Raw genomic sequence first — 22,344 nt, forward strand, 5'->3', positions numbered from 1 at the left:
CGGTCTTACACACCGGGGGCCACTGGTTCAAATCCAGTACCGCCCACCACTTGCAACCAGGAAAAATCAGGTTCAGGTCTTCGGGCCTTTTGTCGCCCGGGCGGGAGTCCGGGGCTCAGTGGACGAGGGGGTCGTCGCCGACGCTCTCCGGCTCGAGGTCGTGGTACAGCGCGATGGCCTTCATCGCCTCCCGGTACTCCGCCTCGGAAATGACGTTACGCTCCCGGAGCCAGTCGAACTTGTCCATTTCGCTGTCGGGGTCGTTGTCGAGGTCGACTTCCGCGTACCACTGGCGCCACTGGGCCATCCGGCGCCGGTCCAGCTGTTCCATCACCTCGTCGTGGCGGGCGTCCCTGAGGACGAAGATGCGGCCCATTTCGGTGGGGATGACGGTGAAGCGCGCTCTCAGGACGCGGTAGGCGACAAGGGCAAGGGCCCCGATCGGGAGCCAGACCAGGGCCGCGGGCGGCTGCCCGAGCGCGAGTTGCACCCCCGTCAGGAGCAGGCCGAGTGCGCCCAGGAATATCCCCGCGTCCCGCAGCCAGGGCGCCCGCTCCTCCAGCTCGCCGACGTCGGTCGGGATGTACCCGTATTCGATGGTGAAGGAGCGGCTGCCGCTCGGGTCGCTGATGGTGTAGGCCAGCCGTGCTTCGCCGAACCCGAAGGTGGCCCGGTTTGAAAAGCGCTTCTGAGTGATCTCCATGGTCCTCTTCCCGTAATCCCGGGCCCGAACGGCCCACGGAGGGATTCTACCACCGATGGCGGGAAAAAGGGGGACGTAGCGTATGTTTCCCGTTTTCCCGGGCGGGGCGGTCCCGTCGGGCGGCGGCGGCAGCGTCCCGGCGGTCAGGGGCTGCAGCGGCCGCAGGGGCGGAAGCCCGCGGCCAGGGCTTCTTCCCTCGACCCGAACCGGCGGGTGCAGTCGGGGCAGTCGTAGTGGGGGCAGGCGGGGGAGTGAAACACCCGGCTCCCGACATTGCCGTGGTAGACGGCGGGGGCGGGCGCCGTCCCCCACATGCCGGCCCCTTCGGCCCGGGCCTGCCGCTCGAGCGAGGCCAGCAGCCAGTCCGAGTTGTACTTTCGGTAGTGGGTGGCCAGCCCCGCCTTCAGCAGTTCGGCCGAGAGGTCCCGCCCGTCGACGAACACCCTGGCGGCCGTGCGCCCGTAGGCGTCCTTCTCCTTCGCGATCACCTCCACCGTCTTCCCCTCGACGAGGAGGGCGGTCAGGGCCCTGGCCTCCTCGGCGAACGGCTGGTCACGCTCCGGGCAGTCGATCCCCTCGAGGCGGATCCGGACGGTTTCTCCGGCGTGGGCGACGTCGATGGTGTCCCCGTCCACGATCCGGGTGCATTCGGCGCGGAAGGCGGGGGGGAGGGCGGCCGCGAACGGGAGCAGGAGAAGGAGCAGCAAGGGGAGGGAATACCGTACCCGGCCGGGACGGAGGAGATGAGGAACGGATGGTTTCGGCATGGAAGTGGCTCCGTGAAAAGCGGAAGTGCGTCCGTCGTACCCTGTTACAGGAACAGCCCATGAGTCCTATCGGCATCAGGGGGGCGGGTCCTTACCGTACACTTCGAAACCCCGGGAGGCCTCTGGTCGCTCCCCCGGATCTGGACTATAATGCATCCCCGGGGCGGCGGGGTGCCGCTTCCGGTTGACTGGAGACCCCTGACCGGCCCGAATCCGCGCGGCGGGAGCCGTCGCCGAATCCGCCATCCTTTTTCGGGAGCCGCGCGCTTCCCCCTGTTCCCATGAACCATCGAGAGACCCTGGATTACCTTGCCGGCAAGGGGAACGAGGTGCAGATGATGCACCTCGGGCTGCACCGCACCCTGGCCATGATGCAGCTGCTGGGCGACCCCCACGAAAAATACCCCGTGATCCATATCGCCGGGACCAACGGCAAGGGGAGCGTGGCCGCCATGGCCGAATCGGTCCTGCGCCACGCGGGGAGGAGAACGGGGCTCTACACCTCGCCCCACCTGGTGCGGGTCGAGGAGCGGATCCGCGTCGACCGGGAGCCGATCGCGGCGGCCGCCTTCGCCCGCCTGTCCACCCGCATCCGCAGGGCGGAGGAGGACCTCGAGGCGCGGAAGGTCATCGACCGCCCCCTGACCACCTTCGAGTTTCTCACCTGCGCCGCCTTCCTGCATTTCGCCCTGCGGAAGGTGGAGGTTGCCGTCATGGAGGTGGGGCTTGGGGGACTGCTCGACGCCACCAACGTCGTGCGCCCCATCGTCAGCGTGGTCACGGGGGTGGCGCTCGACCACCAGAACTATCTCGGCCGGACCGTCGGCAGAATCGCGCGCGAAAAGGCCGGCATCATCAAGGAAGGGGTTCCCGCGATTTCCGGCTGCCTCGATCCCGCGGCGAGGAGGGTGGTGCGCGCCCGGGCGGAAGCGGTCGGCGCCCCGCTTCTGGAACTCGGCCGCGATTTCGCGATCCGCGGGCTCGAGGGGAGGGGGGGGCGTTTTCGCTTCGACCTCGAAACCCCGGAGGGGAGGATCCCCGCGCTGGCCCCCGGGCTTCATGGAGAGCACCAGGCGCACAACGCGGCCCTGGCCGTCATGGCGCTCCGGACCCAGCGGGCGTTTCCCCTCGGGATCGGGGTGATCCGCAAGGGACTCGGCCGGACGCGCTGGGAGGGGCGGCTCGACGAGTACCGGGCCGTGCGGCGCACCCTCCTCGACGGGGCCCACAACCCCGAGGCGGCGGCCCTGCTCCGCAAGGCGCTCTCGGAGAGGCGGGAGCGGGAGATCCACATGGTTTTCGGCGCGGTGCGGGACAAGAACATCCGCGAGGTCGGCCGGATCCTCTTTCCCGCCGCCACCCGCCTCCACCTCACCCCGCTGGTCAACACCCGTTCGGCCGACCCGGCCGACATCGCCGCCATGCACCCCAGGCACCGGCCGCGCATGGAGGCCCATGCCGACATGCACCGGGCGCTCGCCGCGGCCTGGGCCTCCTGTCCCCCGGGGGGGCTCGTGGTCGTCACCGGTTCGCTCTACCTGGTGGGGGAGCTCCTGCCGGCGGTCCAGGCTTCGGCCCGGAGACGGGCGGGCTAGGCTTTTCCGGCCCGGGCCACCTTTTCCCAATCCTTCAGGAAGCGCGCGAGCCCGATGTCGGTCAGCGGGTGCTTCAGGAGCTGTTCGAGCACGCCGTAGGGCATGGTGGCCACGTGGGCGCCGAGAAGGGCGGCCTCGCGGATGTGCAGCGGGTTGCGGCAGCTGGCCACCAGGATCTGCGTTTCGAAGTCGTAGTTGGAGAAGATCTGCGCGATATCGGCTACCACCTCCATCCCCACCTGGCTGATGTCGTCGAAGCGGCCGACGAAGGGGGAGACGTAGGTGGCGCCGAGCCTGGCCGCCACGAGCGCCTGGTTGGAGCTGAAGACGAGGGTGACGTTGGTCCGGATCCCGTCCGCGGAGAGCCGCCCCAGCGCCTTCATCCCCTCCTTGATCATCGGGATCTTGATCACGATGTTCTCGTGGATCTTCGCCAGGTCGTAGGCCTCGCGCAGCATCCCCGCGGCATCGGTGCTGACGACCTCGGCGCTGATGGGGCCGTCGACGATGCCCGCGATTTCCGTGATGATGTCCTTGAAGCTGCGCCCCTCCTTGCTGACGAGCGAGGGGTTGGTCGTGACCCCGTCGATGAGGCCGTATTCGGCCGCTTCGCGGATTTCATCGATATTGGCGGTATCCAGAAAAAATTTCATACTCTCCACTCCTCATCAGGAAAAGATTCCAATGCACGGGTGCCCCATGAGCCTACCAGATATCGCCCGCGGAGGGAACCCGGGGGGCGGACCTCGCGGCCCGGGCCGCCGGGCTCTCGTTCGCCCGGGCGTCGACCGCACGGACGGCATACTCGTATCCCCTCCCGCCCGCCCCGATGTCGCGGTAGGCGGGGACGCGGACCAGTTCCCCGGTGACGGGGGCGAACTCGCCCCCGTCCGCGCGGCGCAGGACGCGATAGCCGGCCACGTCCGGGGAAGGGGAGGGGGTCCAGAGCAGCACGACATCCTCCCCCTCGTCGAGGGCGCTCGGATTCTCCGGGGGGAGCGGCGGGAAGGTGTCCCGGGTGGCGACCGCCGCCGCCCCCGAGGGGGCCCCCAGGGCGGCCGCCCCGCCGGCGGGCGCCAGCGCGCGCACGACGTAGTGGTAGGTCCGGTCGAACTCGAACTCCCGGTCCGCGAAGGTGGTGAGCCCCTCCGGGACCGCGCCGAGGGGGGCTTCGGGGAATCGCTCCGGGTCCTCGGACCGGTAGATTTGGTACCCGGCGATCCGGGGCGGGCCGGTTCCGTCCATGTTCAGCGGCGGGGGCGCCCACCGGACCAGGACCGCGCTTTCGGTCGTCTCCGCCGAGACCCCCGGCGGCGCCTCCGGAACCGGGACCGGCTGAATCCGTACCTGGTTGCTGAGCCCGGCGGCCCGACCCCCGGCATTGACGAAAGCGACGGCGTACCGGAGGGGGGGGTAGCCGGCCGGGCCCGCGGGGACCGGGTGGCGCAGCACCAGCTTCCCGCCGTCCGCGTGGAGCTCGAACCGCTCCCTCGGGACGGAAAGGACGCGCGCGGCCAGCCGCAGAAATTCCCTCCCCGGAAGGGGGTGCGGGTGGGGGGCCGTTTCGGTGATCCGGAACACGTCCGCCCGCGCCGTCGAGGCGGCCGATCCGTCGGTGTTGCGCTCCGGGAGGGTGATTTCGAGCACCACCTCCATCCCCGCCTGGCGCGCCGCGAGGTCCGAGGCGGCGGCCGGAATGCGCACCAGCGGCGGTTGCGGGTCGGCGATCCGGGCGCACCCGATGAGGGGGAGGGCCAGGAGGGCGGCGGCCGCCGCCCTGGTCCGCATGGAATGACAGCCGCATCGGGTTCGCATGGGGGTCAGAGGATGTACCGGGTGAGGTCCTGGTCCCGGGCTATGTTCTCCAGCTTCCGGCGGACGTAGGCCGCCGTGATCCGGACGCTCTTCGGTTTGCGCTGCTTCCCCGAGAAGGAATAATCCTCTAGCAGGGCTTCCATGATGGTGTGCAGACGGCGCGCCCCGATGTTTTCGGTTTTTTCATTCACGGTGCAGGCCAACCGCGCGATTTCGGCGAGCGCGTCGTCGGCGAAGCTGAGCCTCAGCCCCTCGGTGCCGAGCAGGGCGATGTACTGCTTGACCAGGGAGTTCCTGGGCTCCCTCAGGATGCGGACGAAATCGTCCTCCCCGAGGGCCGAGAGCTCCACCCGGATGGGGAAGCGTCCCTGGAGCTCCGGGATGAGGTCGGTCGGTTTGGCTATGTGAAAAGCGCCCGCGGCGATGAAGAGGATGTGATCGGTCCGGACCATGCCGTAGCGCGTGCTGACGGTCGTTCCCTCGACGAGGGGGAGGATGTCGCGCTGCACCCCCTCGCGGCTGACGTCGGGGCCGTGACCCGCCTCCCGGCCGGCGATCTTGTCGATTTCATCGAGGAAGAGGATCCCGTTCTGCTCCGCCCGGTCGAGCGCCTGCCGGGCGACCTGCTCATTGTCGACCAGCTTCTGCTCCTCCTCCTGCATGATGTATTCGGCCGCCTCCTCCACGGGCATGCGGCGCTTTCGAGCCTTCTGTTCGGCCAGGCCCGAGAGGAGGTCCCTCATGTTGAACTGGAGTTCCTCCAGGCTGGAGCCCTCGAGGAACTGGAAGGCGACGGGGCTGACGGGGTGTTCGCGCACCTCCAGTTCGACGATGCGCTGTTCCAGTTTTCCCGCCCGCAGCTGACGCCGCAGCCTTTCGCGCGCCTTCTCCAGCCTGGCCAGGTCCCTGCCGTCGCCGAGGGGGCTCTTCTCCCCCGGGACGCTCTCGAGGGTCTCGAGCAGGAGGTCGAGGAGACGTTCCTCGGTGTTCTGCTGCGCCTTCCCCTCGATTTCGTCGATCTTCTCCCCGCGGACCATGTCCACCGCGATCTCCACCAGGTCGCGCACCATCGATTCCACGTCGCGCCCGACATACCCCAGTTCGGTGAATTTGGTCGCCTCCACCTTCAGGAAGGGGGAGTTGGCCAGCCGCGCGAGGCGGCGGGCGATCTCGGTCTTGCCCACTCCGGTCGGTCCGATCATGATGATGTTCTTGGGCATCACCTCCTCGGCCATCTCCTCGTCCAGCTTCTGCCGGCGGACCCGGTTGCGCAGGGCGATGGCCACCGCCTTCTTGGCCGCCTGCTGACCGACGACATAGCGGTCGAGAGCGCTCACTATTTCCCTGGGCGACATTTCGTCCAGGCCGCGGGTAGGCCGCTTGCGGCCCGTCGACCTCTTCTGCATGGAATTCCGTTTCCCGAATATGCCCGATAAAGGAGGATGAGGGCGGCCCGGCGTCCGGCCGCCGGCTACAATTCCTCGACGATGATTTCACTGTTGGTGAACACGCATATCTCGCTCGCGATCCTGAGCGCTTCGCCGGCGATCCGGACGACGGGCAGCTTGCTGTGGCGCAGCAGGGCGCGCGCCGCCGCCAGGGCGTAAACGCCGCCCGAGCCGACGGCGAGGATGCCGTCGTCCGGTTCGATGACGTCGCCCGTTCCCGAAATCAGGAAAACGGCCTTTCCGTCGGTCGCCAGCAGGAAGGCTTCCAGGTGGCGCAGCGCCCGGTCGGTGCGCCATTCCTGGGCCAGTTCCACCGCCGCCCGGCTGAGATTGCCCTGGAACTGTTCGAGTTTGGCCTCGAGCCGGGAGAAGAGGGCGAAGGCGTCGGCCGTGGCGCCCGCGAAACCGACCAGGACGCGGTCGTTGTAGACGCGGCGGATCTTGCGCGCGCTCTTCTTGACGACGGTATCCCCCAGGGTGACCTGGCCGTCCCCGGCGATCACCGTGCGGTTCCCCTTCCGGATCAGCAGAATGGTGGTCCCGTGAAAGGCGCTGTCTCGCGGCATCATAGACGGGCAGTATACCAGCCCCGGGTGAAAGTACAAGCGGGCGGGGCTCATGGGCGCCTCCCCGTGCGCCTTCCCAGCGGCTCGAGTCCGAGCACCCGCCAGTCCTCGCTGAAATCGGGCGACCCGAGATTCAGCCGGTTCACCCGCAGCACCAGAGCTTCGAACTCCTGGCGGGACAGGGGGGCCAGCTGGAAATCCTCGTCTCCGATCCTGATGGAGGCGCCGTGGAGTTCGACCTCCCGGCCGAAGTCCCCCTCCAGGCGGACCCCGAAGGAGGAGCGCGGGTGCATGGTCAGGGCGGGGACCTTCATGGGCTGCTGGAAGTCGCCCGCTTCCACGGCCAGCAGGCGGCAGGCGGCCTTCCGGTTTCCGACCTCGAGGCGCACGTTCCGGGCCAGGAGGCGCGCGTCCCGTTCGGCCATCGACACGAAGTTCAGCAGGGGGATCCCCGGCTTCACCATTTCCACGGTGAAGATGTATTCCCGGTCGGCGAAGGCGAAGAAGGCGCTCCGCTCCATCGCCGCGGAGCCGGGCGGGGGCGGGGCCGAGGCCAGTTGAAACAGAAGCACGATCCAGGGCATCATCGGTCCCTCCGTATCTCCGGCTCCGCGCCCGGGCCGGGCCCGCGGCGGAAGGAGGCCAGCCGCAGGAGCGCCCGGTCCTGGACCTCCTCGGCCGTCCTGACGGGAGCCAGGAAGTTTCCGGCGATCATGGAAAAGGCGAACAGCTCGCCGTCGGCGCTCCGCACGTACCCGCTGAGGGCGGAAACGCCCGAAAGGGTGCCCGTCTTGGCGCGGACGTTGCCGGCCGCCGCGGTCCCCCGCAGCCGGGTCTCCAGGGTGCCGTCGACGCCGGCGACGGAAAGGGCGTCGTAAAAGATCCGGAACCGGGGATGACGGTGCATGTGCCCCAGGACCCGCACCAGGGTGCGGGGGCTCGCCAGGTTCATCCGGGAGAGCCCGGACCCGTCCGCGCAGGCGTAGTCCTTTTTCGGGATCCCGGCCGCCTCGAGGGTGTCCTCCACGATCTCGATCCCCCGGGCGGCGGACGCCTCCCCCCCGAACTCCATGCCGAGCGCGCGCAGGAGGGTCTCGCTCGGGAGGTTGAGGCTCTGCTTCAGGATCGGGGCGAGGAGTTCGGACAGGGGGGGCGATTGGTGGGTCCAGAGCGGGCGGGAGGGGACACCCCCCTCCCTGACGGCGCAGCTGGAGACATCGATCCCCTCCCGGCCGAGCGCGTGCCGGAGGGCCGAGAGGTAGTAGAGCACCGGGCGCTTCACCGAAGCGGTGCGCTCCAGGGGGGCCCCGCCGAGCGGGATCGTACCGCGCACGGTGATGGCGTCCCCCCCGTCGCCGTCGGCGATTTCCATGCGCGGACGGGCCGAGCGGGAGGCCGTGACCATTTCGGTGAAGACGGCCGGATAGCCCAGATAGGGGTCCACGGCGACCGAGGGGGGAGCGCCGACGGCGGGCCCGGGGGAGACCCGGATCGCCACCATGTTTTCGTTGAACTGCAGCGCGCTCACCCCGGCCGCGTACCCCATCTTCAGGTCGTCCCAGGCCCAGCCGCTTCCGTGGGCGGGCGCGGGGAGCGGGCCCCCCCCCGCCACGATGTCTCCGCCGATGGCCCGGATCCCCATTTCGCGGAGCTTCGCGGCCCACAGGCGGAAGGGGTGAAAGGGGTCTCCGGGCGGAATCCGCGAGGAACTGGAGGGGTCGCCCGACCCCGCCACGATCAGGTTCCCCTCGAGGCGGCCGTCGCGGACAGGGCCATCGGCCGAGAGGCCGGTCCTGAACCGGTAGTCGGGACCCAGCTTCAGCAGGGCCGCGGCGGCGGTCAGGAGCTTCATGTTGGAGGCGGGGACCTGGAGCTTGTGGGCGTTCCTGCCGTAGACCGTTTCGCCGCGGTCGAGCGAAACCACCTCCACCCCCCACTGCCCCTCGCGGAGACGGGGATCGGCAAAAATGGCCTCCAGTTCCGCGCGCAGCGGTTCGACCCCTTCCGCGGCGGCGGCCGGGGCGACCAGCGCCGCCGCCAGGACGAGACAGGACCATGAACGGGACAGGCGCGGCAGACATCTCATAGGGCGATTGTAACATGGGGACAGTCACCCGTGTCCCCTTTGCGCCCCGAAAGACCAGCCAATAAATGCTTGCATGCCGTCCGGAACAAATGCCACACTCAGCCCGCACGCAGGCCTCCCCGGTGAGCGTCTCGCCGGGGGATCGACGGGAGGAGGCGGGATGGCGGATACGGCGGGAGTCAACGGACAGAGAGAGGGGTTTCGGGTCGTCGGCAAACCCAACCTGCCCGGCAAGTTGTCCTACGCGCTGGCCACGGGGATGGCCAAATACGGCGCCGACTACGTTTACGACGGCATGCTGGAGGCCAAGTTCCTCCGGAGCCCTCATGCGAACGCGGTCGTGAGGAAAGTCGACGTCGAGGCGGCCAAGAGGATCCCGGGCGTCGTCGACGTGCTGACATGGGAAGACGAGGACCTGAAGAATTTCGGCGGCCGCGGCGGCCGGGGCCCCGGGGGGGCGCAGGCGGCCTGGGTCGACAATGTCGCCGACATGGAGGACGACGAGGTGGCGGTGATCGTCGTGGCCGAAAGCGCGGAGCTCTGCGACGAGGCCCTCAAGGCCCTCAACCCCCAATGGGAAGTGCTCCCGCACGTCGTGGAGATCCGGGAGGGGAGGAAGCCGGACGCGCCGGTTATCCGGCCCAACGCCCAGGGCAGGGGGAATGTGACGGTGGTCAGCGCCAGCCAGGGGGACGTCGAGGCCGGCTTCCGGGAGGCCGACCAGGTGGTCGAATACGACTTCTACATGCCCGCCTTCTGCGGCCACATGCCGAACCCCCCCGCGTCGGTTTCCCGCTGGTACGAAGATCCCTATCACGACCCGGAGCGGCCGAGCCTGCACATAGAGGGCGCCGTCTGGACCGCCAGCGGGGGGAAGGACGCCGTCGGGCGCATGTACGGACTCCCGCCCGAGAAAGTGAAGCAGGAAGGGCTGTTCCAGGGGGGCAGGTACTGCGACTGGGGCCTCCGGAAATCGCAGCAGATCACGCCGCTGCTCGCCCGGAGGACGGGACGGCCGGTCCGGATGACGCTGCTGCGCCGGGAGATGTACGACTTCAACATGAACGAGCGCTTCATGCACGTGAAGGTGGGATTCCGGAGCGACGGCCGGATCACGGCGATCGACGATTTCTCCATATCCGACGCCGGCGTCCCCCCGGTTTCCACCCTCGGCACCTCGGGGGACCAGGGCTACGGCCCCTACGTCACGACCCGGTGCCTGAACATCCGGCAGGTCATGGAGGTCGTCAACAGCAACCGGGGACGGATGTACACCAGCGGCCAGCATTGCCCCTTCAACTGGGATTCACTGACCGTGGCCATCCAGCTGATCGCCGAGAAGCTCGGAAAGGACCCGATCGATATCGCCACGCTCAATCTGCACGGACCCACGAGCCAGACGGATCCCGACCCCGTGCCCAGCTACCAGGCGTGCATCGAGGCCGGAAAAAGGTTGATGAACTGGAAGTGGCACGGCACGGGGGAGAAGAAGCTCCCCGACGGGCGGATGCACGGCGCCGGATTCCGTTACCAGATGTGCCCCCGGCACTCCTTCTCCGGATACAACTCGAAACTGGAACTGCGCGACGGGAAGGTACACATGCCGACCCAGGGACCCTGCACCGGCATCTATGCCGTCGAGGGGAATGCCATGGTGGTCGCCGAGGAGCTCGGCCTCCGGTACGAGGACGTCAGCATCGATTTCGACCCCCGGGAGGTTTTCGCCCCCGTGGGAGGCGGCAGCGACGGCACCACGGCCTCCGCCTGGGTCACGAAGGAGTGCGCCAATCGCCTGAAGCGGCAGATCCTGGAAACCGCGAGCCGCAACGCGGAAAATCCCCCGGCCCCGGCCGGTTTCGGAGCGCCGGCGAAAGCGGAGCCGAGTCCCCTGAAGGGCTTTGCGCCCGAGGACCTGGATATGAAGGACGGGAACGTCTACGTCAAGTCCGACCCGGAACGATCGGTGCCGCTCGCCCGGGCGACCCAGGGGGCGCACCTGTTCGCGACCTACTCGGGCCGGCCCCCGACCGCGCTCTGGGCCGTCGGCATGGGAAAGCTGCTCGACACGATGAACGTCGCGATGTGCGAGGTCGCCGTCGACCTCGAGACCGGGGAGGTGGAGATCCTCAGGTTCGGGGTGGTGGCCGACACCGGCAAGGTGATCCGCCGGACCTCGCTCGAGAGCCAGATCGACCAGGTCATGGATTTCAGCGCGGGCTGCCAGCTCCAGGAGGATTTCTTCTACGACCGGGCGACCGGGGTCAAGCTCAACGCCAACATGCTCGACTACCGCAAGGTCGGCATGCTGGACATGCCGCGCGTGGACAAGGAGCTCGTCGAGACGCGGGCGGGGAACGCCGCCTACGGCTCCAACGGAATCAGCCACAGCCTGGCGAACACGCACCTGGTGATCTGCGCCATCCAGAACGCGATCGGCAGGTGGGTGGACCCACCGGCGACGCCCGACAAGGTGCTCAAGGCGCTGGGCAAGGCATAGGGCCGATCCCATGGACACGATCCCGGCGTCTTTCGAGTCGATCGTCCCCGTGGTGCTCGCCGCCGGGGATTCCACGAGAATGGGCTATCCCAAGGCCCTCCTCCCTCTGGGCGGGGAGACCTTCCTGACGCATATCCTGGGGACCCTGCGGCAGGTGGGGCTCGCGCGTCCCGTCGTCGTCCTCGGCGGCGCGGCCGCCGACATCGAACCGGCCGTTCGCGAGTGGACGGTGGAGATCCTCCGGAACCCCGACCCGGGCCGGGGCCAGCTCTCCTCGATCCAGTTGGCGCTGGAGCGGCTCGATCCGGGCTGCCTCGGCGCCATGATCTGGCCGGTCGATCAGCCCGCGGTATCGGCGCGCCTGGTGCGCAGCCTGGCCGAGCGGTTTCTGGCCACCGGGGCCCCGGTCACCTGCCCCCTGTACGGCGACCGGCGGGGGCACCCGGCCATTTTCCACCGCGCGCTCTTCGGGGAGTTCATGGAAGCCCCGCTCGAGAAGGGGCCCAAGGGCATCCTCCTCCGGCACCGCGCGGCCATGGCCCTGGTGCCGACCGGGGAGACGGGCGCCGTCGAGGATGTCGATACCCCGGCGGACTACCGGGCCCTGACCGGCGACGACGTGGAGACGGCCGTCGCCGCGGCGAAGGGTTAGTCGATGCCCGTCATGCGATTCGCCCCGGGCGAGCCGATCAGGCGTTCGAAGGCCTCCCCCAGCACGGAACGTTTGAGGCTCTGGGCGATGGCCCACAGCCCCATGTACAGGTAGCCGAACTGGAAGAGGAACAGGAACGGGATGACGGCGTAGATGCCGGAGTTCCAGGCGTAGACGATCACGAAGGTGAACCAGGCGCCGAAGAGGATCTCCACCAGGGTCAGGACCCCGATATCGCAGCGGTATTTCTTGCTCATCCACTCGCCCCCGCGGGCGTCCACGGAAAACTTGGGTGTGCGCACGAAGGGGGACTGGATCCCCAGCGCCCCCTCCAGAACCGCCTTGGATCCCGGGATGGTCATGCCGATCCCCACCGCCATCAGCCCGGGGAGGTAGAGGATGCGCCTGGGCCAGTCCCTGTGCAGCGCCTTCTGCGACACGATATAGAAGGTGGTGACGCTGCTGAAGGAGAGGATGAAGAGCGGGAGGTCGATGGTGACCAGCTCGAACCACCCCTGGTTGTAGCGGATGATCATGGCCGGGCAGAGAAGGAGCGCCAGGACCACCATCAGCGGGTAGGTGATGTTCCCGGTCAGGTGGTACCAGGCCTCCAGTTTCTGCCCCCTCGTGAACTTCCCCAGCAGAACGTGCGGGAGGGTCTTCTTCCCGGTCTGCATGGCCCCCTTGGCCCAGCGGCACTGCTGGGTCTTGAAGGAGTTGATTTCCACCGGCAGTTCGGCCGGGACCGTCAGGTCGGGGAGGAAGACGAAGCGCCACCCTTTCATCTGGGCCCGGTAGCTCAGATCGAGGTCTTCGGTCAGGGTGTCGTGCTCCCATCCCCCGGCGTCCTCGATCGCCTTCCGGCGCAGGATGCCGGCCGTGCCGTTGAAGTTGAAAAACCGCCCGCTCAGGTAGCGCGTGTAGCTTTCGAGCATGAAATGGGCGTCGAGGAAGATCGCCTGGGTCCTGGTGAGGAAGGAGTGGTCGCGGTTGAGGTGCTCCCAGCGTCCCTGCACCATCCCCACCCCGGGATCGGTGAAGTGGTGGATCGATTTCTGGAGAAAGTCGGGGTTGGGGACGAAATCGGCGTCGAAGACGGCCACGAACTCCCCCTTCGCCGTGCGGAGCCCGTTTTCGAGCGCCCCCGCCTTGAAGCCGGTCCGGTCCTTCCTGTGGATGTACCGGATGTCCACCCCCTTTTCGCTCCAGCGTTCGACGGCGTCGCGGGCGATCCGGCGTGTTTCGTCCGTGGAGTCGTCCAGGACCTGGATGTCCAGTTTGTCCGGGGGATAGTCGAAGGCGCAGACGGCGTCGATGACGCGTTCGATGACGTACATCTCGTTGTAGGAGGGGATCTGCACGGTGACCCGGGGGAGTTCGGTGAAGCGGGCGAGCGGCTCGGTGACCCTTTTGCGGTGCTTGCGGTACAGGAACACCATCTTGTAGCGGTGCAGGCCGTAGAAGCTCAGAATCGCCAGGACGGTGAAATAGGCGATGACGATCGTCAGGTCGAAACCGTTCATCTCGTAGAGATAGGAGATGTTCCCGGTCTGGACGAATTTTTCATAATCGGATAGCTGCGGGCCGAACAGGTGCATACAAATCTCCCCGTATAAAGGCGCTATCTTGGACCGGGCTCCCCGGGGGGTTGTCACTCAATTGTTTTTAATTGTAATTCATTGTAATCGCCCGCCTTCCCTCTTTCAGAGGCGAATGCGGGCGGATCGGAATCCTCCTGTTGTCTCCCCCGCCTCTTCGTGATAAACAGAAGCGGTGGATGCGACGGAGCAGCGGAAAATATTCAGCGTTTATGAACTGACGGCCGAGATCAAACGCTCCCTGGATCAGTTCGGCATTCTCTGGATCCAGGGGGAAATTTCGAATTTCAAGCGCCATTCCTCCGGCCATCTCTATTTTTCCCTCAAGGACGGGAGGGCCCAGATCAGGGCCGCCTGCTTCCGCAACCACAACATGTACCTCAAGTTCCGCCCCGAGGACGGGATGGAGGTGATCGTGCGCGGCCGGCTGGGCGTGTACGAACCGCGCGGCGACTACCAGTTCATCGCCGAATACATGGAGCCGGTGGGGCAGGGGTCCCTCCAGCTGGCCTACGAGCGGCTGAAGGAGAAGCTCCTCCTGGAGGGGGTGTTCGACCAGGCCCGTAAGAAGCCGCTCCCGATCCTCCCACGGAAGGTGGGGATCGTGACCTCCCCCACCGGGGCCGCGATCCGGGACATGCTGAGGGTGCTCAAGCGGCGCAATGCCTCGATCGACGTGCTGATCTACCCCGCCCGGGTCCAGGGGGCGGGGGCCGCCGGGGAGATCGCCGAGGGGATCCGCTGCCTGGACGGCCGGTCCGATCTCGATGTCCTGATCGTCGGGCGCGGGGGCGGTTCGATCGAGGACCTCTGGGCCTTCAACGAGGAAACGCTCGCCCGCGCCATCCACGGCTGCCGGCTTCCGCTGATCTCCGCGGTGGGACACGAGACCGATTTCACCATCGCCGATTTCGCCGCCGATGTGCGGGCCTCGACCCCCTCGGCCGCGGCCGAGCTGGTATCGGCCGCGCGCGAGGAACTCCTCGGGAGGGTGACGGGGCTCCGCGGCCGGCTCGATCAGTCGATGCGGCGGGGGATGGACACGCGCCGGCTCCTCGTCGAGCGCCTGGCGCGCAGCCGGGCCTTCGCCGTGGCCCCGGGCCGGATCCGGGACCTCCAGCAGCGGTTCGACGAGGGAAACCTCCGGCTCTGCCAGGCGATGAGGCGCCACGGTTCCGCGCTCCGGCAGAGGGAGCGGGTGCTGTCGGCGCGCCTCGGGTCGGTGGACCTGTCCCGCTTCATCCGGCACGAGCGGGAGACCCTTGCCGAGGGGCAACGGCGGCTGGCCGCGGCGGTGGCGGGCGTGCTCCGGACGGGGCGGTCCCGGTTTGAAATCGCCGCGGGCCGGGTCCACGCCCTGAGCCCGCTCGCCATCCTCGGCCGGGGGTTCGCCCTCTGCCGTGACCGCAACGGGGAGATCGTCAGGGACGCCGCGGCCGTGGCCCCGGGGGACCCGGTCCGGGTCACCCTGGCGCGGGGGGAACTGGACTGCCGGGTGGAAGCCGTCAACCTTTAACCGTCAACGAGGACAGGGGAGCCATGGAACCGAAGGTCAAGGATTTTGAATCCGCGCTGCAATCGCTCGAGGATATCGTCGCCCGTCTCGAGGCGGGGGATCTCGCGCTCGACCGCTCCCTGGAGCTGTTCGAGGAGGGGGTGAAGCTCAGCCGCTACTGCAGTGCCAAGCTGGACGAGGCGGAGCGGAAGGTCGAGATCCTGGCGAAGAACCCGGAAGGGGAAATGGAAGCGACGCCGTTCGAGGAAGCCCCCGAAGTCTGAACCTATCGCGATTCCGGGTGGAACGGCCCCGTTCCATCGCCGGACGCCGGATGGAAGCCATGGATATCAAGGAATATTTTTCGAATGCGCGGGCAGAGGTCGACGCCCGCCTGGACCGGTTGCTCCCCGCGGAGGGGGAAGCGCCCTCGATCATTCACCGGGCGATGCGCCACTCGGTCTTCGCCGGGGGAAAGCGCGTGCGCCCCGTACTGGTGCTGGCTTCCGGCGAAAGCGTGCACGGGAACCACGACTGTCTCCTCCACCTGGGGGCGGCGATCGAGATGATGCACACCTACTCCCTGATCCACGACGACCTCCCCGCCCTGGACAACGACGACCTGCGCCGGGGGCTCCCCACCTGCCACAAGGTATTCGGGGAGGCCATCGCCATCCTGGCCGGCGACGCCCTGATGACGCGGTGCTACCAGCTCCTTGCCGACCTGCCCGGGGTCGGCGACGGCTCCAGGGTCCGGATCGTGAGGGAAATTGCGTGCGCGACGGGGACCGTCGACGGGATGATCGGCGGGCAGGTGGCCGACCTCGAGTCGGAAGGGAAGCCGTTCGACGCGAAGACGCTCGAATATATCCATCATTCCAAGACCGGGGCTCTTCTGCGGGCGTGCGTCCGCTCGGGCGCCCTGGCCGCCGGCGCCGCGGGCCGGGAACTGGAGGCGCTCGACCGTTACGGGAGCGCGATCGGGCTGGTGTTCCAGATCGTGGACGACATCCTGGACGTCACGGCGACGAGCCAGGCGCTGGGAAAGACCGCGGGCAAGGACGTCAGGGCGGGGAAGGCGACCTATCCCGCTCTTTACGGCATCGATGCCTCCCGGCGCAAGGCGCGGGAACTGGTCGACTCGGCCCTCGAGGAGATCCGCGGCTTCGACGGGGGCGCCGACGCCCTGCGCGCCCTGGCCCGCTATTTCCTCCAGCGCACGGCCTGACTTCCCATGAAGTGCCGCATCGATCAACTGCTGGTAGAGCGCGGGCTGGCCGAGAGCCGGCACCGGGCCCAGGCCCTCGTCCTGGCCGGCCAGGTGCTGGCCGACGAACGGAAGATCGGGAAGCCCGGGCAGCAGGTGGACCCGGGGGCCGCGATCCGCATCCTCGGCCGGCTCCCCTACGTGAGCCGTGCGGGCGCCAAGCTCGAGGGGGCACTGGGGCATTTCGGGATCGAGGTGCGGGGCCGGGTCTCCGCCGACCTGGGGGCCTCGACAGGGGGATTCGCCGATTGCCTGCTCCAGAACGGCGCCTTGCGCGTTTTCGCCTTCGACGTGGGCAGAGGGCAACTGGACTGGAAGATTCGGAGCGACCCGCGCGTCGTCGTGCGCGACCGGTTCAATGTCCGCAACCTGGGCCCGGGGGACCTGCCGGGGGACGTCTCCTTCGTCTGCATGGACCTGTCCTTCATTTCCGTCACCAAGATTCTTCCCGCCCTGGGCCGCGCCCTGGACTCGGCCGGCCCCCCCTCGGAGCCGGGGGCGGACGAGGCCCGGGTGGTCGACGTCGTCGTGCTGGTCAAACCCCAGTTCGAGGCGGGCCGGGGGGAGGTGGGGAAGGGGGGGATCGTGAGGGATCCCGGGGTGCGGGCCCGGGCGCTCGGCGCCGTAAAGGACTCTGCGGCCGCCGCCGGCTACGGCGTGGTCGGGGACACCGTTTCCCCGCTGCCCGGCGCCGGGGGGAACCTCGAGTTTTTATTGTATCTTCGTTGGACAAAGGGGCTATTATCCCGATGATGAGCCGGCGCATAAGAAGCATGGGAATGGTTCTGAAGAAGCAGGACGCCAGGGTGCGGGACGTGGTGTGCGAGATCCTCCCCTGGCTCGAGGCGCGGGGAGTGGAGGTGGTGCTCGAGCAGGATTCGGCCGAGCACGTCGTCGTGGATGCCGCCGTGGCCTCCCCGGACACCCTGGCCGCGCGGGTGGACGCGCTGATCGTGCTGGGGGGGGACGGGACCCTGCTGCACGCGGCGCGCCTGATCGGCTCGAGCGGGGTGCCCATCATCGGGATCAACCTGGGATCCCTGGGGTTCCTCACCGAAGTCAAGCTGGACGAGATGTACACGGCGCTCGAGGAGTTGATCGCCGGACGCTACGACATCGAGGAGCGGATGCTTCTCGACGTCGAGGTGATCCGGGACGAAGGGTCGATCGCCCGTTACCGGGCGCTGAACGACGCGGTGATCAACAAGGGCGCCCTGGCCCGCATCATCGACCTCGAGGTGAGCGCGAACTCCCAGCCGGTGCTCCTGACGCGGTCCGACGGGCTGATCATCTCCACCCCCACCGGATCCACCGCCTATTCCCTGGCGGCCGGCGGGCCGATCCTTTACCCGACCCTGGACGCCATCATCATCGAGTCGATCTGCCCCCATTCCCTCACCAACCGGCCGCTCGTCATCCCCGACCGCCTTGAACTGCGGGTGTGCCTGCGCCGCGGGCAGGACGTCTATCTCACGGTGGACGGCCAGGTCGGGATGCCGCTCAGGCCCCAGGATTGCCTCCGGATCGGGCGGGCCGGGACGTCCCTGAAGCTGATGCTCCCGTTCGGGAACAACTTTTTCAAACTGCTGCGCGAAAAGCTGGGCTGGGGGTAGGCGGGTCCGCCTGACCGGTGGCGAGGTGGGAGCGCAGGTCGACCCCGGCCTCGCGGCAGAGGGCCTCGAAGGCCGCGACCGGGAACCCCACGATATTGAAGTAACACCCTTCGATCCGGTCGATGAAGAGCGCGGCGTACCCCTGGACGCCGTAGGCCCCCGCCTTGTCCCGGTATTCCCCGGTGTCGAGGTACCACTCCACCTCCTCCCGGGACAGGGCGCGGAAATGAACGCGCGCGCGGCCGCAGGTCGAGTGCAGCGCGCCCCGCGCGGTGTCGAGCAGGCTGATCCCGGAAAGGACCTCGTGCCAGCGGCCGCCGAGGCGCCCGAGCATGGCGCGCGCCCCGGAGCGCCCTTCCGGTTTTCCCAGGATGTCGTCGTCGAGGACCACGATGGTGTCGGCCGCCAGCACCAGGGCGCCCGGATGCCGCGCGCCCGTCTCCCGGGCCTTAAGCCGGGCAACCCTGAGGGCGTAGGCCGCGGGGGATTCTGCCGGGTCCCGGGGGGGCTCCGTCATGCCGCTCGGGTCGACGGAGAACCGGAGCCCCAGGCGGGCCAGGATCTCGTGCCGCCGCGGGGAGGCGGAGGCCAGGACCCATTCCCGCCGGCCCCCGCCCTCTTTCCCGGTTTGTTCAGCCGGGCAGGCGTCCCCGGCGGATCGTCCCGTGGCCATGACCGGCCCGCTAGAACTGGTAGCGCAGCGCCACCTGCAGCAGGCGCGGAGTTCCCACCGTCGACGTGATGGTCCCGAAGCCCGGGCTGTCGATGTTGTTGTTCGGCAGGGCGAAGCGGGTGTTGTTGAAGATATTGTAGGCCTCCAGCCTGAACTGGATCGCATGGGTTTCGCGGAAGTGGAACCTCTTGTGGAGCGCCATGTCCAGGTTGAAGTATTTCGGGCCCACGAAGGCGTTCCGGCCGGAATCGCCCTGGGCGCCGGCAACGGGGTAGCTGAACTTTTCCGCCGTGGCGGGGCCGATCCAGTACACGGTGTTGTTTTCGGTGAAGAGCGTGCCCAGCAGCCCGGTCCCCTCGCGGTCCAGGTTGGCCAGGCTGGCGACCCCCGGGAACCGGGTCTGGAGCCCGGAAGTGACGTCGAAACGCGCGCCGCTTTCCCATGTTCCGATCGCGCCCAGGTTCCACCCCGAGAACAGGGCGTTGACCCAGCCGGGGAAATCGTAGTCGCTGTCCGGGTTGCGGCCGAAGGGGAGCGCATAGTCCACGGTGACATTCAGGACGTGCTCGCGGTCGAAATCGCTGTACGCCTTTTCCGATTTGGGGTTCGAGGCGTCCACGGTACTCACCCGGTCCGACCCGTCGGCGGAGCTGGTGTCGAGCGATTTGCTCCAGGTATAGGAGGCCCTCAGGTTATAGTTGTAGGTGCTCTTGCGGATTCCCAGCCGCAGGGCATCGTGCCAGGACTCGGCCGCGTTGGTGCCGAAAAGGAACTTGTCGAACTGCGGGAAATTCCGGAGGTAAAAGGGGCTGACCCCCGCGTCGGCATACAGGTGGGAATAGTCCCGGTCCAGGGTGTCCGCCGCGACGCCCGCCTGCCCGCTGTCGAAAGTGAATCCCTTGAGGGCGTCGAAGGCGTCGAGAGGGGTGCCGAAGATCCGGACCAGGGTGTTGGACTCCGGGACCGGCACCCCGGAATTCCGGTAGGCCTGCAGTTCCCTGAAGGCCTGCAGAAAGTCCTCCCCGATGCGGGGCTGGTTCAGGTTCAGGTACTGGAAGAGATCCCTGCCGCGCGTGCGGGTGTATCCGGCTTCCCAAACGGCCCCCCACAGGCGCCGCTCGAGAGTCAGGTGAAACTGGTGGATCCTGGGGGTGGACAGGTCGGAGTCCAGGACGGCGACGGAGGAAGCACGGTCCGCCTCCGGCTCGAGGCCGGGTGCTTCCGGCCTCACGGGCATCGGGAGCTCGTCGCTCAGGCGATAGTCCGTCCCGCTTTCGTTGGGGTACACGGCGACGTTCCTGGAGAGGCCGGGGCTGTTCCGGTCGACGAAGCGCGCCGCCCCCATGATCAGGGGGTCGTAATGGATCCCGTAAGATCCCCGGAGGACGGTCGACCCGGTTTCGAAGATGTCCCAGGCGAAACCCGCCCGCGGCGCGAAATTGCCGAGCGGGGCGGAGTACCATCCGTCCCCCGGACGGATCGTGAAATCGGAGATGCGGGCCGAAGGGGAGACCTCCGACGCCCGGTCCAGCACGCCCTGGATGCCGTTCAATTCCTCGGGCACGGTGTGGAACTCGTACCGGAGCCCCAGATTCAGGGTCAGGTTCCGGCGGATTTTCCAATTGTCCTCGACGAAGGCCGAAAGTTCCAGCAGGGCGAAATCGCGCTCCCGGGGGGAGCCTCCGGGGAGGAACTCCCGGAGGTTCGACTGGTAAGTCTGGCCGATCCTCCCGACCCTTCCCAGGAGATCGTTGTACAGGTATTCAAAAGATTCCCGGTCCTCCACGGAAATCTCCATGGCGTCGGAAGGGCCGATGGCTCCGGAGGGGATGTTCCCGAAATCCCGGGTGAAGGAGATCCTGGGGTAGGCGCCGTCGTATTCGGTGCTGCCGAGGCGCGTGCGGCGCACGGCCCCCCCGTACTTGAACGCGTGGATGTTCCGGGCCTGGGAGAAGTGGTCGCTGATTTCAAAGGACGGGGAGCGGTAGGACCGGGGGAACGAGGTGATCTGCGGGCTGGTCCAGGAATTGGACACGAGCATCGGCCCCAGGGAACCCCCCGGGCGCTCGTAGTCGGTGGCGGTCCTCTGATAACCCACCCGCAGTTCATTGACCATGGTGGGATTCAGGGTGAAATGCGATCCGGCCACGATGCTGAAATCGTTCGTCTTCCGGATGCCCGATTCCTCCCCGGGGAAGGGGGCTTCGGAGGCGCTCCCGGTATCGGTCGCTTCGGTGCGGTTCCACGCGAAACGGACGAAAAAGCGATGGCGCGGATCGAGGTCGTGGTCCACGCGGACGTTGACCTGCTCCCCGTTGAGATAGGCGTCGCTGTTGAACTGGTAGCCCGCCGTGTTCAGCCCGTCGCCGATGTTGAAATTGTTGGGCTGCGGGGTCCGGGCGATCAGCGCGGCGACCGCGGGATCGATCCCGAGCCCGCGCGGGTCGTTCGCCGCGATGTCAAAACTCTGGACCTCATCCTCGGTGAAGGAGGTGGCGTCGGGGCGGAACCATCGGAACACCCCCGTCCTGGCGGTCTCGCTCAGCACGAGCCGGTTGCGCTGCATCTGCTGATTCGTGCGGTTCCCCTCGAAATTCCCGAAGATGCGGGTGCGGTCGCCCAGCGGGCCGGAAACGGTTCCCCCGAAGAGGTGGCGGGTGTTTTCGGGGCGGGAGATGCCGCGCGCGTTGTTGAAGAACTCGTTGGCGTTCAGGTTGTCGTTCTGGATGTAGTCGTAGAGGCTTCCCCTCCATGCCCGGGTGCCGACGGCGGAGTCGAGGAGGAAGTGGGCGCCGCCGGAGCCGCCATACGCGGCCGTGGCCCCGGCCGTGACCACCTGGAATGCCGACACCGCGTCGATGTTCACCGGCATCAGGGAAAAGCCGAGCCGGGGATCCTCCGGGTCGGTGACGGAGACGCCGTCGCGCCGCACGGCGTGCATCGAAGGGCGGATCCCGTTGACGGCCGAAAAAGCCGCGTTCCCCCCGTTGGTCTGTACGCCGGGTTGCAGCGGCGCGAGCGCGAGCGGGTCGCGGTCCACGAGGGGCAGGGACTCGAGCTGGCGGCCGGAAAACGACACAGCGACGTCGGAATCGAGCGTCCGCATCCGCTCGCTCGGCCCGATGTCCGTTTCGATCGCGGAAACCTCGAAGCTGAAGTTATCCTGGGTGCTGCCGGGGGTGTGGAGATACAGGTTCCGGTGAACGACGTCCTTGAAGCCCTCCGCTTTCGCGCTGACGGTGTAGACTCCAGGCCGCAGGGCGAGGAACCGGTAATAGCCGTCGCTGTCGCTGGCGGTGTCGTAGGCATGGCCGGAGTCGCTTTCGACCGCCGTCATGAGGGCGCCCGGAATGGGGTTCCCCGCAGGGTCCCAGACGATGCCTTCCAGGCGCACGGACCCGGTCTGGGCCCGCAGCGACGGTATGCACGTGATTGATGCCGCCAAGACGGCGCAAAGCAGTCCAAGGATCGATCGATAGGTAAACCGCGTCACCCCTCACCTCCTCACGGATGTTTCGGAATTCGCTCCCCGTCGGGCTGCCTGGACGGCTCCCGGGCGGCGAACGAAT

Annotated in this window: 19 protein-coding genes; 8 read left to right on the forward strand and 11 right to left on the reverse strand. The window is 67.9% G+C overall.

Annotation, left to right across the window (positions count from 1 at the left end; genetic code table 11):
- Positions 1 to 115: 115 nt before the first annotated feature.
- Entirely contained in the window at positions 116 to 703 is a 588-nt protein-coding gene (locus GXY47_02235; GenBank protein ID NLV29949.1) for a hypothetical protein, read from the reverse strand.
- Positions 704 to 846: 143 nt separating this feature from the next.
- A complete protein-coding gene (locus tag GXY47_02240; GenBank protein NLV29950.1) occupies positions 847 to 1,470 on the reverse strand; it encodes a nuclease in 624 nt (207 codons plus the stop codon).
- A gap of 281 nt (positions 1,471 to 1,751) precedes the next feature.
- On the opposite strand from GXY47_02240, the gene GXY47_02245 reads away from it, so the two are divergent.
- The gene (locus GXY47_02245; GenBank protein NLV29951.1) at positions 1,752 to 3,065 is read left to right on the forward strand and encodes a bifunctional folylpolyglutamate synthase/dihydrofolate synthase; all 1,314 of its coding nucleotides are present in this window, start codon (positions 1,752 to 1,754) and stop codon (positions 3,063 to 3,065) included.
- On the opposite strand, the gene fsa is transcribed toward GXY47_02245, so the two are convergent.
- The 6 genes from fsa to dacB all read right to left on the reverse strand — a co-directional run bounded on the left by fsa (position 3,062) and on the right by dacB (position 8,980).
- Positions 3,062 to 3,718: a fructose-6-phosphate aldolase gene (gene fsa, locus GXY47_02250; protein NLV29952.1), complete on the reverse strand. Its 657-nt coding sequence runs from the start codon at positions 3,716 to 3,718 to the stop codon at positions 3,062 to 3,064. The two genes, GXY47_02245 and fsa, sit on opposite strands and share 4 nt — an antisense overlap.
- 52 nt (positions 3,719 to 3,770) lie before the next feature.
- The gene (locus GXY47_02255) at positions 3,771 to 4,853 is read right to left on the reverse strand and encodes a hypothetical protein (protein NLV29953.1); all 1,083 of its coding nucleotides are present in this window, start codon (positions 4,851 to 4,853) and stop codon (positions 3,771 to 3,773) included.
- Positions 4,854 to 4,885: 32 nt separating this feature from the next.
- The gene (hslU, locus tag GXY47_02260) at positions 4,886 to 6,235 is read right to left on the reverse strand and encodes an ATP-dependent protease ATPase subunit HslU (GenBank protein ID NLV29954.1); all 1,350 of its coding nucleotides are present in this window, start codon (positions 6,233 to 6,235) and stop codon (positions 4,886 to 4,888) included.
- 116 nt (positions 6,236 to 6,351) lie between these two features.
- The gene (gene hslV / locus GXY47_02265) at positions 6,352 to 6,894 is read right to left on the reverse strand and encodes an ATP-dependent protease subunit HslV (GenBank protein ID NLV29955.1); all 543 of its coding nucleotides are present in this window, start codon (positions 6,892 to 6,894) and stop codon (positions 6,352 to 6,354) included.
- 50 nt (positions 6,895 to 6,944) lie between these two features.
- A complete protein-coding gene (locus GXY47_02270) occupies positions 6,945 to 7,481 on the reverse strand; it encodes a hypothetical protein (GenBank protein ID NLV29956.1) in 537 nt (178 codons plus the stop codon).
- Positions 7,478 to 8,980: a D-alanyl-D-alanine carboxypeptidase/D-alanyl-D-alanine-endopeptidase gene (gene dacB / locus GXY47_02275; GenBank protein ID NLV29957.1), complete on the reverse strand. Its 1,503-nt coding sequence runs from the start codon at positions 8,978 to 8,980 to the stop codon at positions 7,478 to 7,480. Before dacB ends, GXY47_02270 begins: the two co-directional genes overlap by 4 nt.
- 160 nt (positions 8,981 to 9,140) lie before the next feature.
- On the opposite strand from dacB, the gene GXY47_02280 reads away from it, so the two are divergent.
- Entirely contained in the window at positions 9,141 to 11,477 is a 2,337-nt protein-coding gene (locus GXY47_02280; GenBank protein ID NLV29958.1) for a xanthine dehydrogenase family protein molybdopterin-binding subunit, read from the forward strand.
- Between the two features lie 10 nt (positions 11,478 to 11,487).
- Positions 11,488 to 12,129, forward strand: coding sequence for a nucleotidyltransferase family protein (locus GXY47_02285; GenBank protein NLV29959.1), 642 nt, complete (start codon positions 11,488 to 11,490; stop codon positions 12,127 to 12,129).
- On the opposite strand, the gene GXY47_02290 is transcribed toward GXY47_02285, so the two are convergent.
- Positions 12,126 to 13,652 carry a glycosyltransferase gene (locus GXY47_02290; GenBank protein NLV29960.1) on the reverse strand — a complete coding sequence of 509 codons (1,527 nt, stop codon included), beginning with the start codon at positions 13,650 to 13,652 and terminating at the stop codon, positions 12,126 to 12,128. The two genes, GXY47_02285 and GXY47_02290, sit on opposite strands and share 4 nt — an antisense overlap.
- 250 nt (positions 13,653 to 13,902) lie before the next feature.
- Between GXY47_02290 and GXY47_02295 the strand changes: the two genes are divergently transcribed.
- From GXY47_02295 to GXY47_02315, 5 genes are read left to right on the forward strand one after another with little or no spacing between them, the layout of a single operon-like run.
- The gene (locus tag GXY47_02295) at positions 13,903 to 15,243 is read left to right on the forward strand and encodes an exodeoxyribonuclease VII large subunit (GenBank protein NLV29961.1); all 1,341 of its coding nucleotides are present in this window, start codon (positions 13,903 to 13,905) and stop codon (positions 15,241 to 15,243) included.
- A 23-nt stretch (positions 15,244 to 15,266) separates the two neighbouring features.
- Positions 15,267 to 15,506, forward strand: a complete 240-nt coding sequence (gene xseB / locus GXY47_02300) for an exodeoxyribonuclease VII small subunit (protein NLV29962.1) — start codon at positions 15,267 to 15,269, stop codon at positions 15,504 to 15,506.
- A gap of 59 nt (positions 15,507 to 15,565) precedes the next feature.
- Complete coding sequence (locus GXY47_02305) at positions 15,566 to 16,450, forward strand: polyprenyl synthetase family protein (GenBank protein NLV29963.1); 885 nt, start codon at positions 15,566 to 15,568, stop codon at positions 16,448 to 16,450.
- A gap of 6 nt (positions 16,451 to 16,456) precedes the next feature.
- Positions 16,457 to 17,242, forward strand: coding sequence for a TlyA family RNA methyltransferase (locus GXY47_02310; GenBank protein NLV29964.1), 786 nt, complete (start codon positions 16,457 to 16,459; stop codon positions 17,240 to 17,242).
- Between the two features lie 20 nt (positions 17,243 to 17,262).
- Entirely contained in the window at positions 17,263 to 18,102 is an 840-nt protein-coding gene (locus tag GXY47_02315; GenBank protein NLV29965.1) for an NAD(+) kinase, read from the forward strand.
- Here the strand turns inward: GXY47_02315 and maf are convergent.
- On the reverse strand, positions 18,068 to 18,775 hold the full coding sequence (gene maf, locus GXY47_02320; GenBank protein NLV29966.1) for a septum formation protein Maf: 708 nt from the start codon (positions 18,773 to 18,775) through the stop codon (positions 18,068 to 18,070). The genes GXY47_02315 and maf overlap by 35 nt on opposite strands.
- A gap of 10 nt (positions 18,776 to 18,785) precedes the next feature.
- Positions 18,786 to 22,220, reverse strand: coding sequence for a TonB-dependent receptor (locus GXY47_02325; protein ID NLV29967.1), 3,435 nt, complete (start codon positions 22,218 to 22,220; stop codon positions 18,786 to 18,788).
- Positions 22,221 to 22,344 lie beyond the last annotated feature (124 nt).

It is taken from the genome of Acidobacteriota bacterium (assembly GCA_012729555.1).
Lineage (GTDB): Bacteria > Acidobacteriota > UBA6911 > UBA6911 > UBA6911 > UBA6911.

Coding starts and splice junctions, on each gene's coding strand:
- fsa (NLV29952.1), bottom strand. CDS start 3,718: ATGAAATTTTTTCTGGATACCGCCAATATCGATGAAATCCGCGAAGCG.
- maf (NLV29966.1), bottom strand. CDS start 18,775: ATGGCCACGGGACGATCCGCCGGGGACGCCTGCCCGGCTGAACAAACC.
- hslV (NLV29955.1), bottom strand. CDS start 6,894: ATGCCGCGAGACAGCGCCTTTCACGGGACCACCATTCTGCTGATCCGG.
- dacB (NLV29957.1), bottom strand. CDS start 8,980: ATGAGATGTCTGCCGCGCCTGTCCCGTTCATGGTCCTGTCTCGTCCTG.
- GXY47_02310 (NLV29964.1), top strand. CDS start 16,457: ATGAAGTGCCGCATCGATCAACTGCTGGTAGAGCGCGGGCTGGCCGAG.
- GXY47_02245 (NLV29951.1), top strand. CDS start 1,752: ATGAACCATCGAGAGACCCTGGATTACCTTGCCGGCAAGGGGAACGAG.
- xseB (NLV29962.1), top strand. CDS start 15,267: ATGGAACCGAAGGTCAAGGATTTTGAATCCGCGCTGCAATCGCTCGAG.
- GXY47_02240 (NLV29950.1), bottom strand. CDS start 1,470: ATGCCGAAACCATCCGTTCCTCATCTCCTCCGTCCCGGCCGGGTACGG.
- GXY47_02305 (NLV29963.1), top strand. CDS start 15,566: ATGGATATCAAGGAATATTTTTCGAATGCGCGGGCAGAGGTCGACGCC.
- GXY47_02235 (NLV29949.1), bottom strand. CDS start 703: ATGGAGATCACTCAGAAGCGCTTTTCAAACCGGGCCACCTTCGGGTTC.
- GXY47_02270 (NLV29956.1), bottom strand. CDS start 7,481: ATGATGCCCTGGATCGTGCTTCTGTTTCAACTGGCCTCGGCCCCGCCC.
- GXY47_02255 (NLV29953.1), bottom strand. CDS start 4,853: ATGCGGACCAGGGCGGCGGCCGCCGCCCTCCTGGCCCTCCCCCTCATC.
- GXY47_02280 (NLV29958.1), top strand. CDS start 9,141: ATGGCGGATACGGCGGGAGTCAACGGACAGAGAGAGGGGTTTCGGGTC.
- GXY47_02315 (NLV29965.1), top strand. CDS start 17,263: ATGGGAATGGTTCTGAAGAAGCAGGACGCCAGGGTGCGGGACGTGGTG.
- hslU (NLV29954.1), bottom strand. CDS start 6,235: ATGTCGCCCAGGGAAATAGTGAGCGCTCTCGACCGCTATGTCGTCGGT.
- GXY47_02290 (NLV29960.1), bottom strand. CDS start 13,652: ATGAACGGTTTCGACCTGACGATCGTCATCGCCTATTTCACCGTCCTG.
- GXY47_02285 (NLV29959.1), top strand. CDS start 11,488: ATGGACACGATCCCGGCGTCTTTCGAGTCGATCGTCCCCGTGGTGCTC.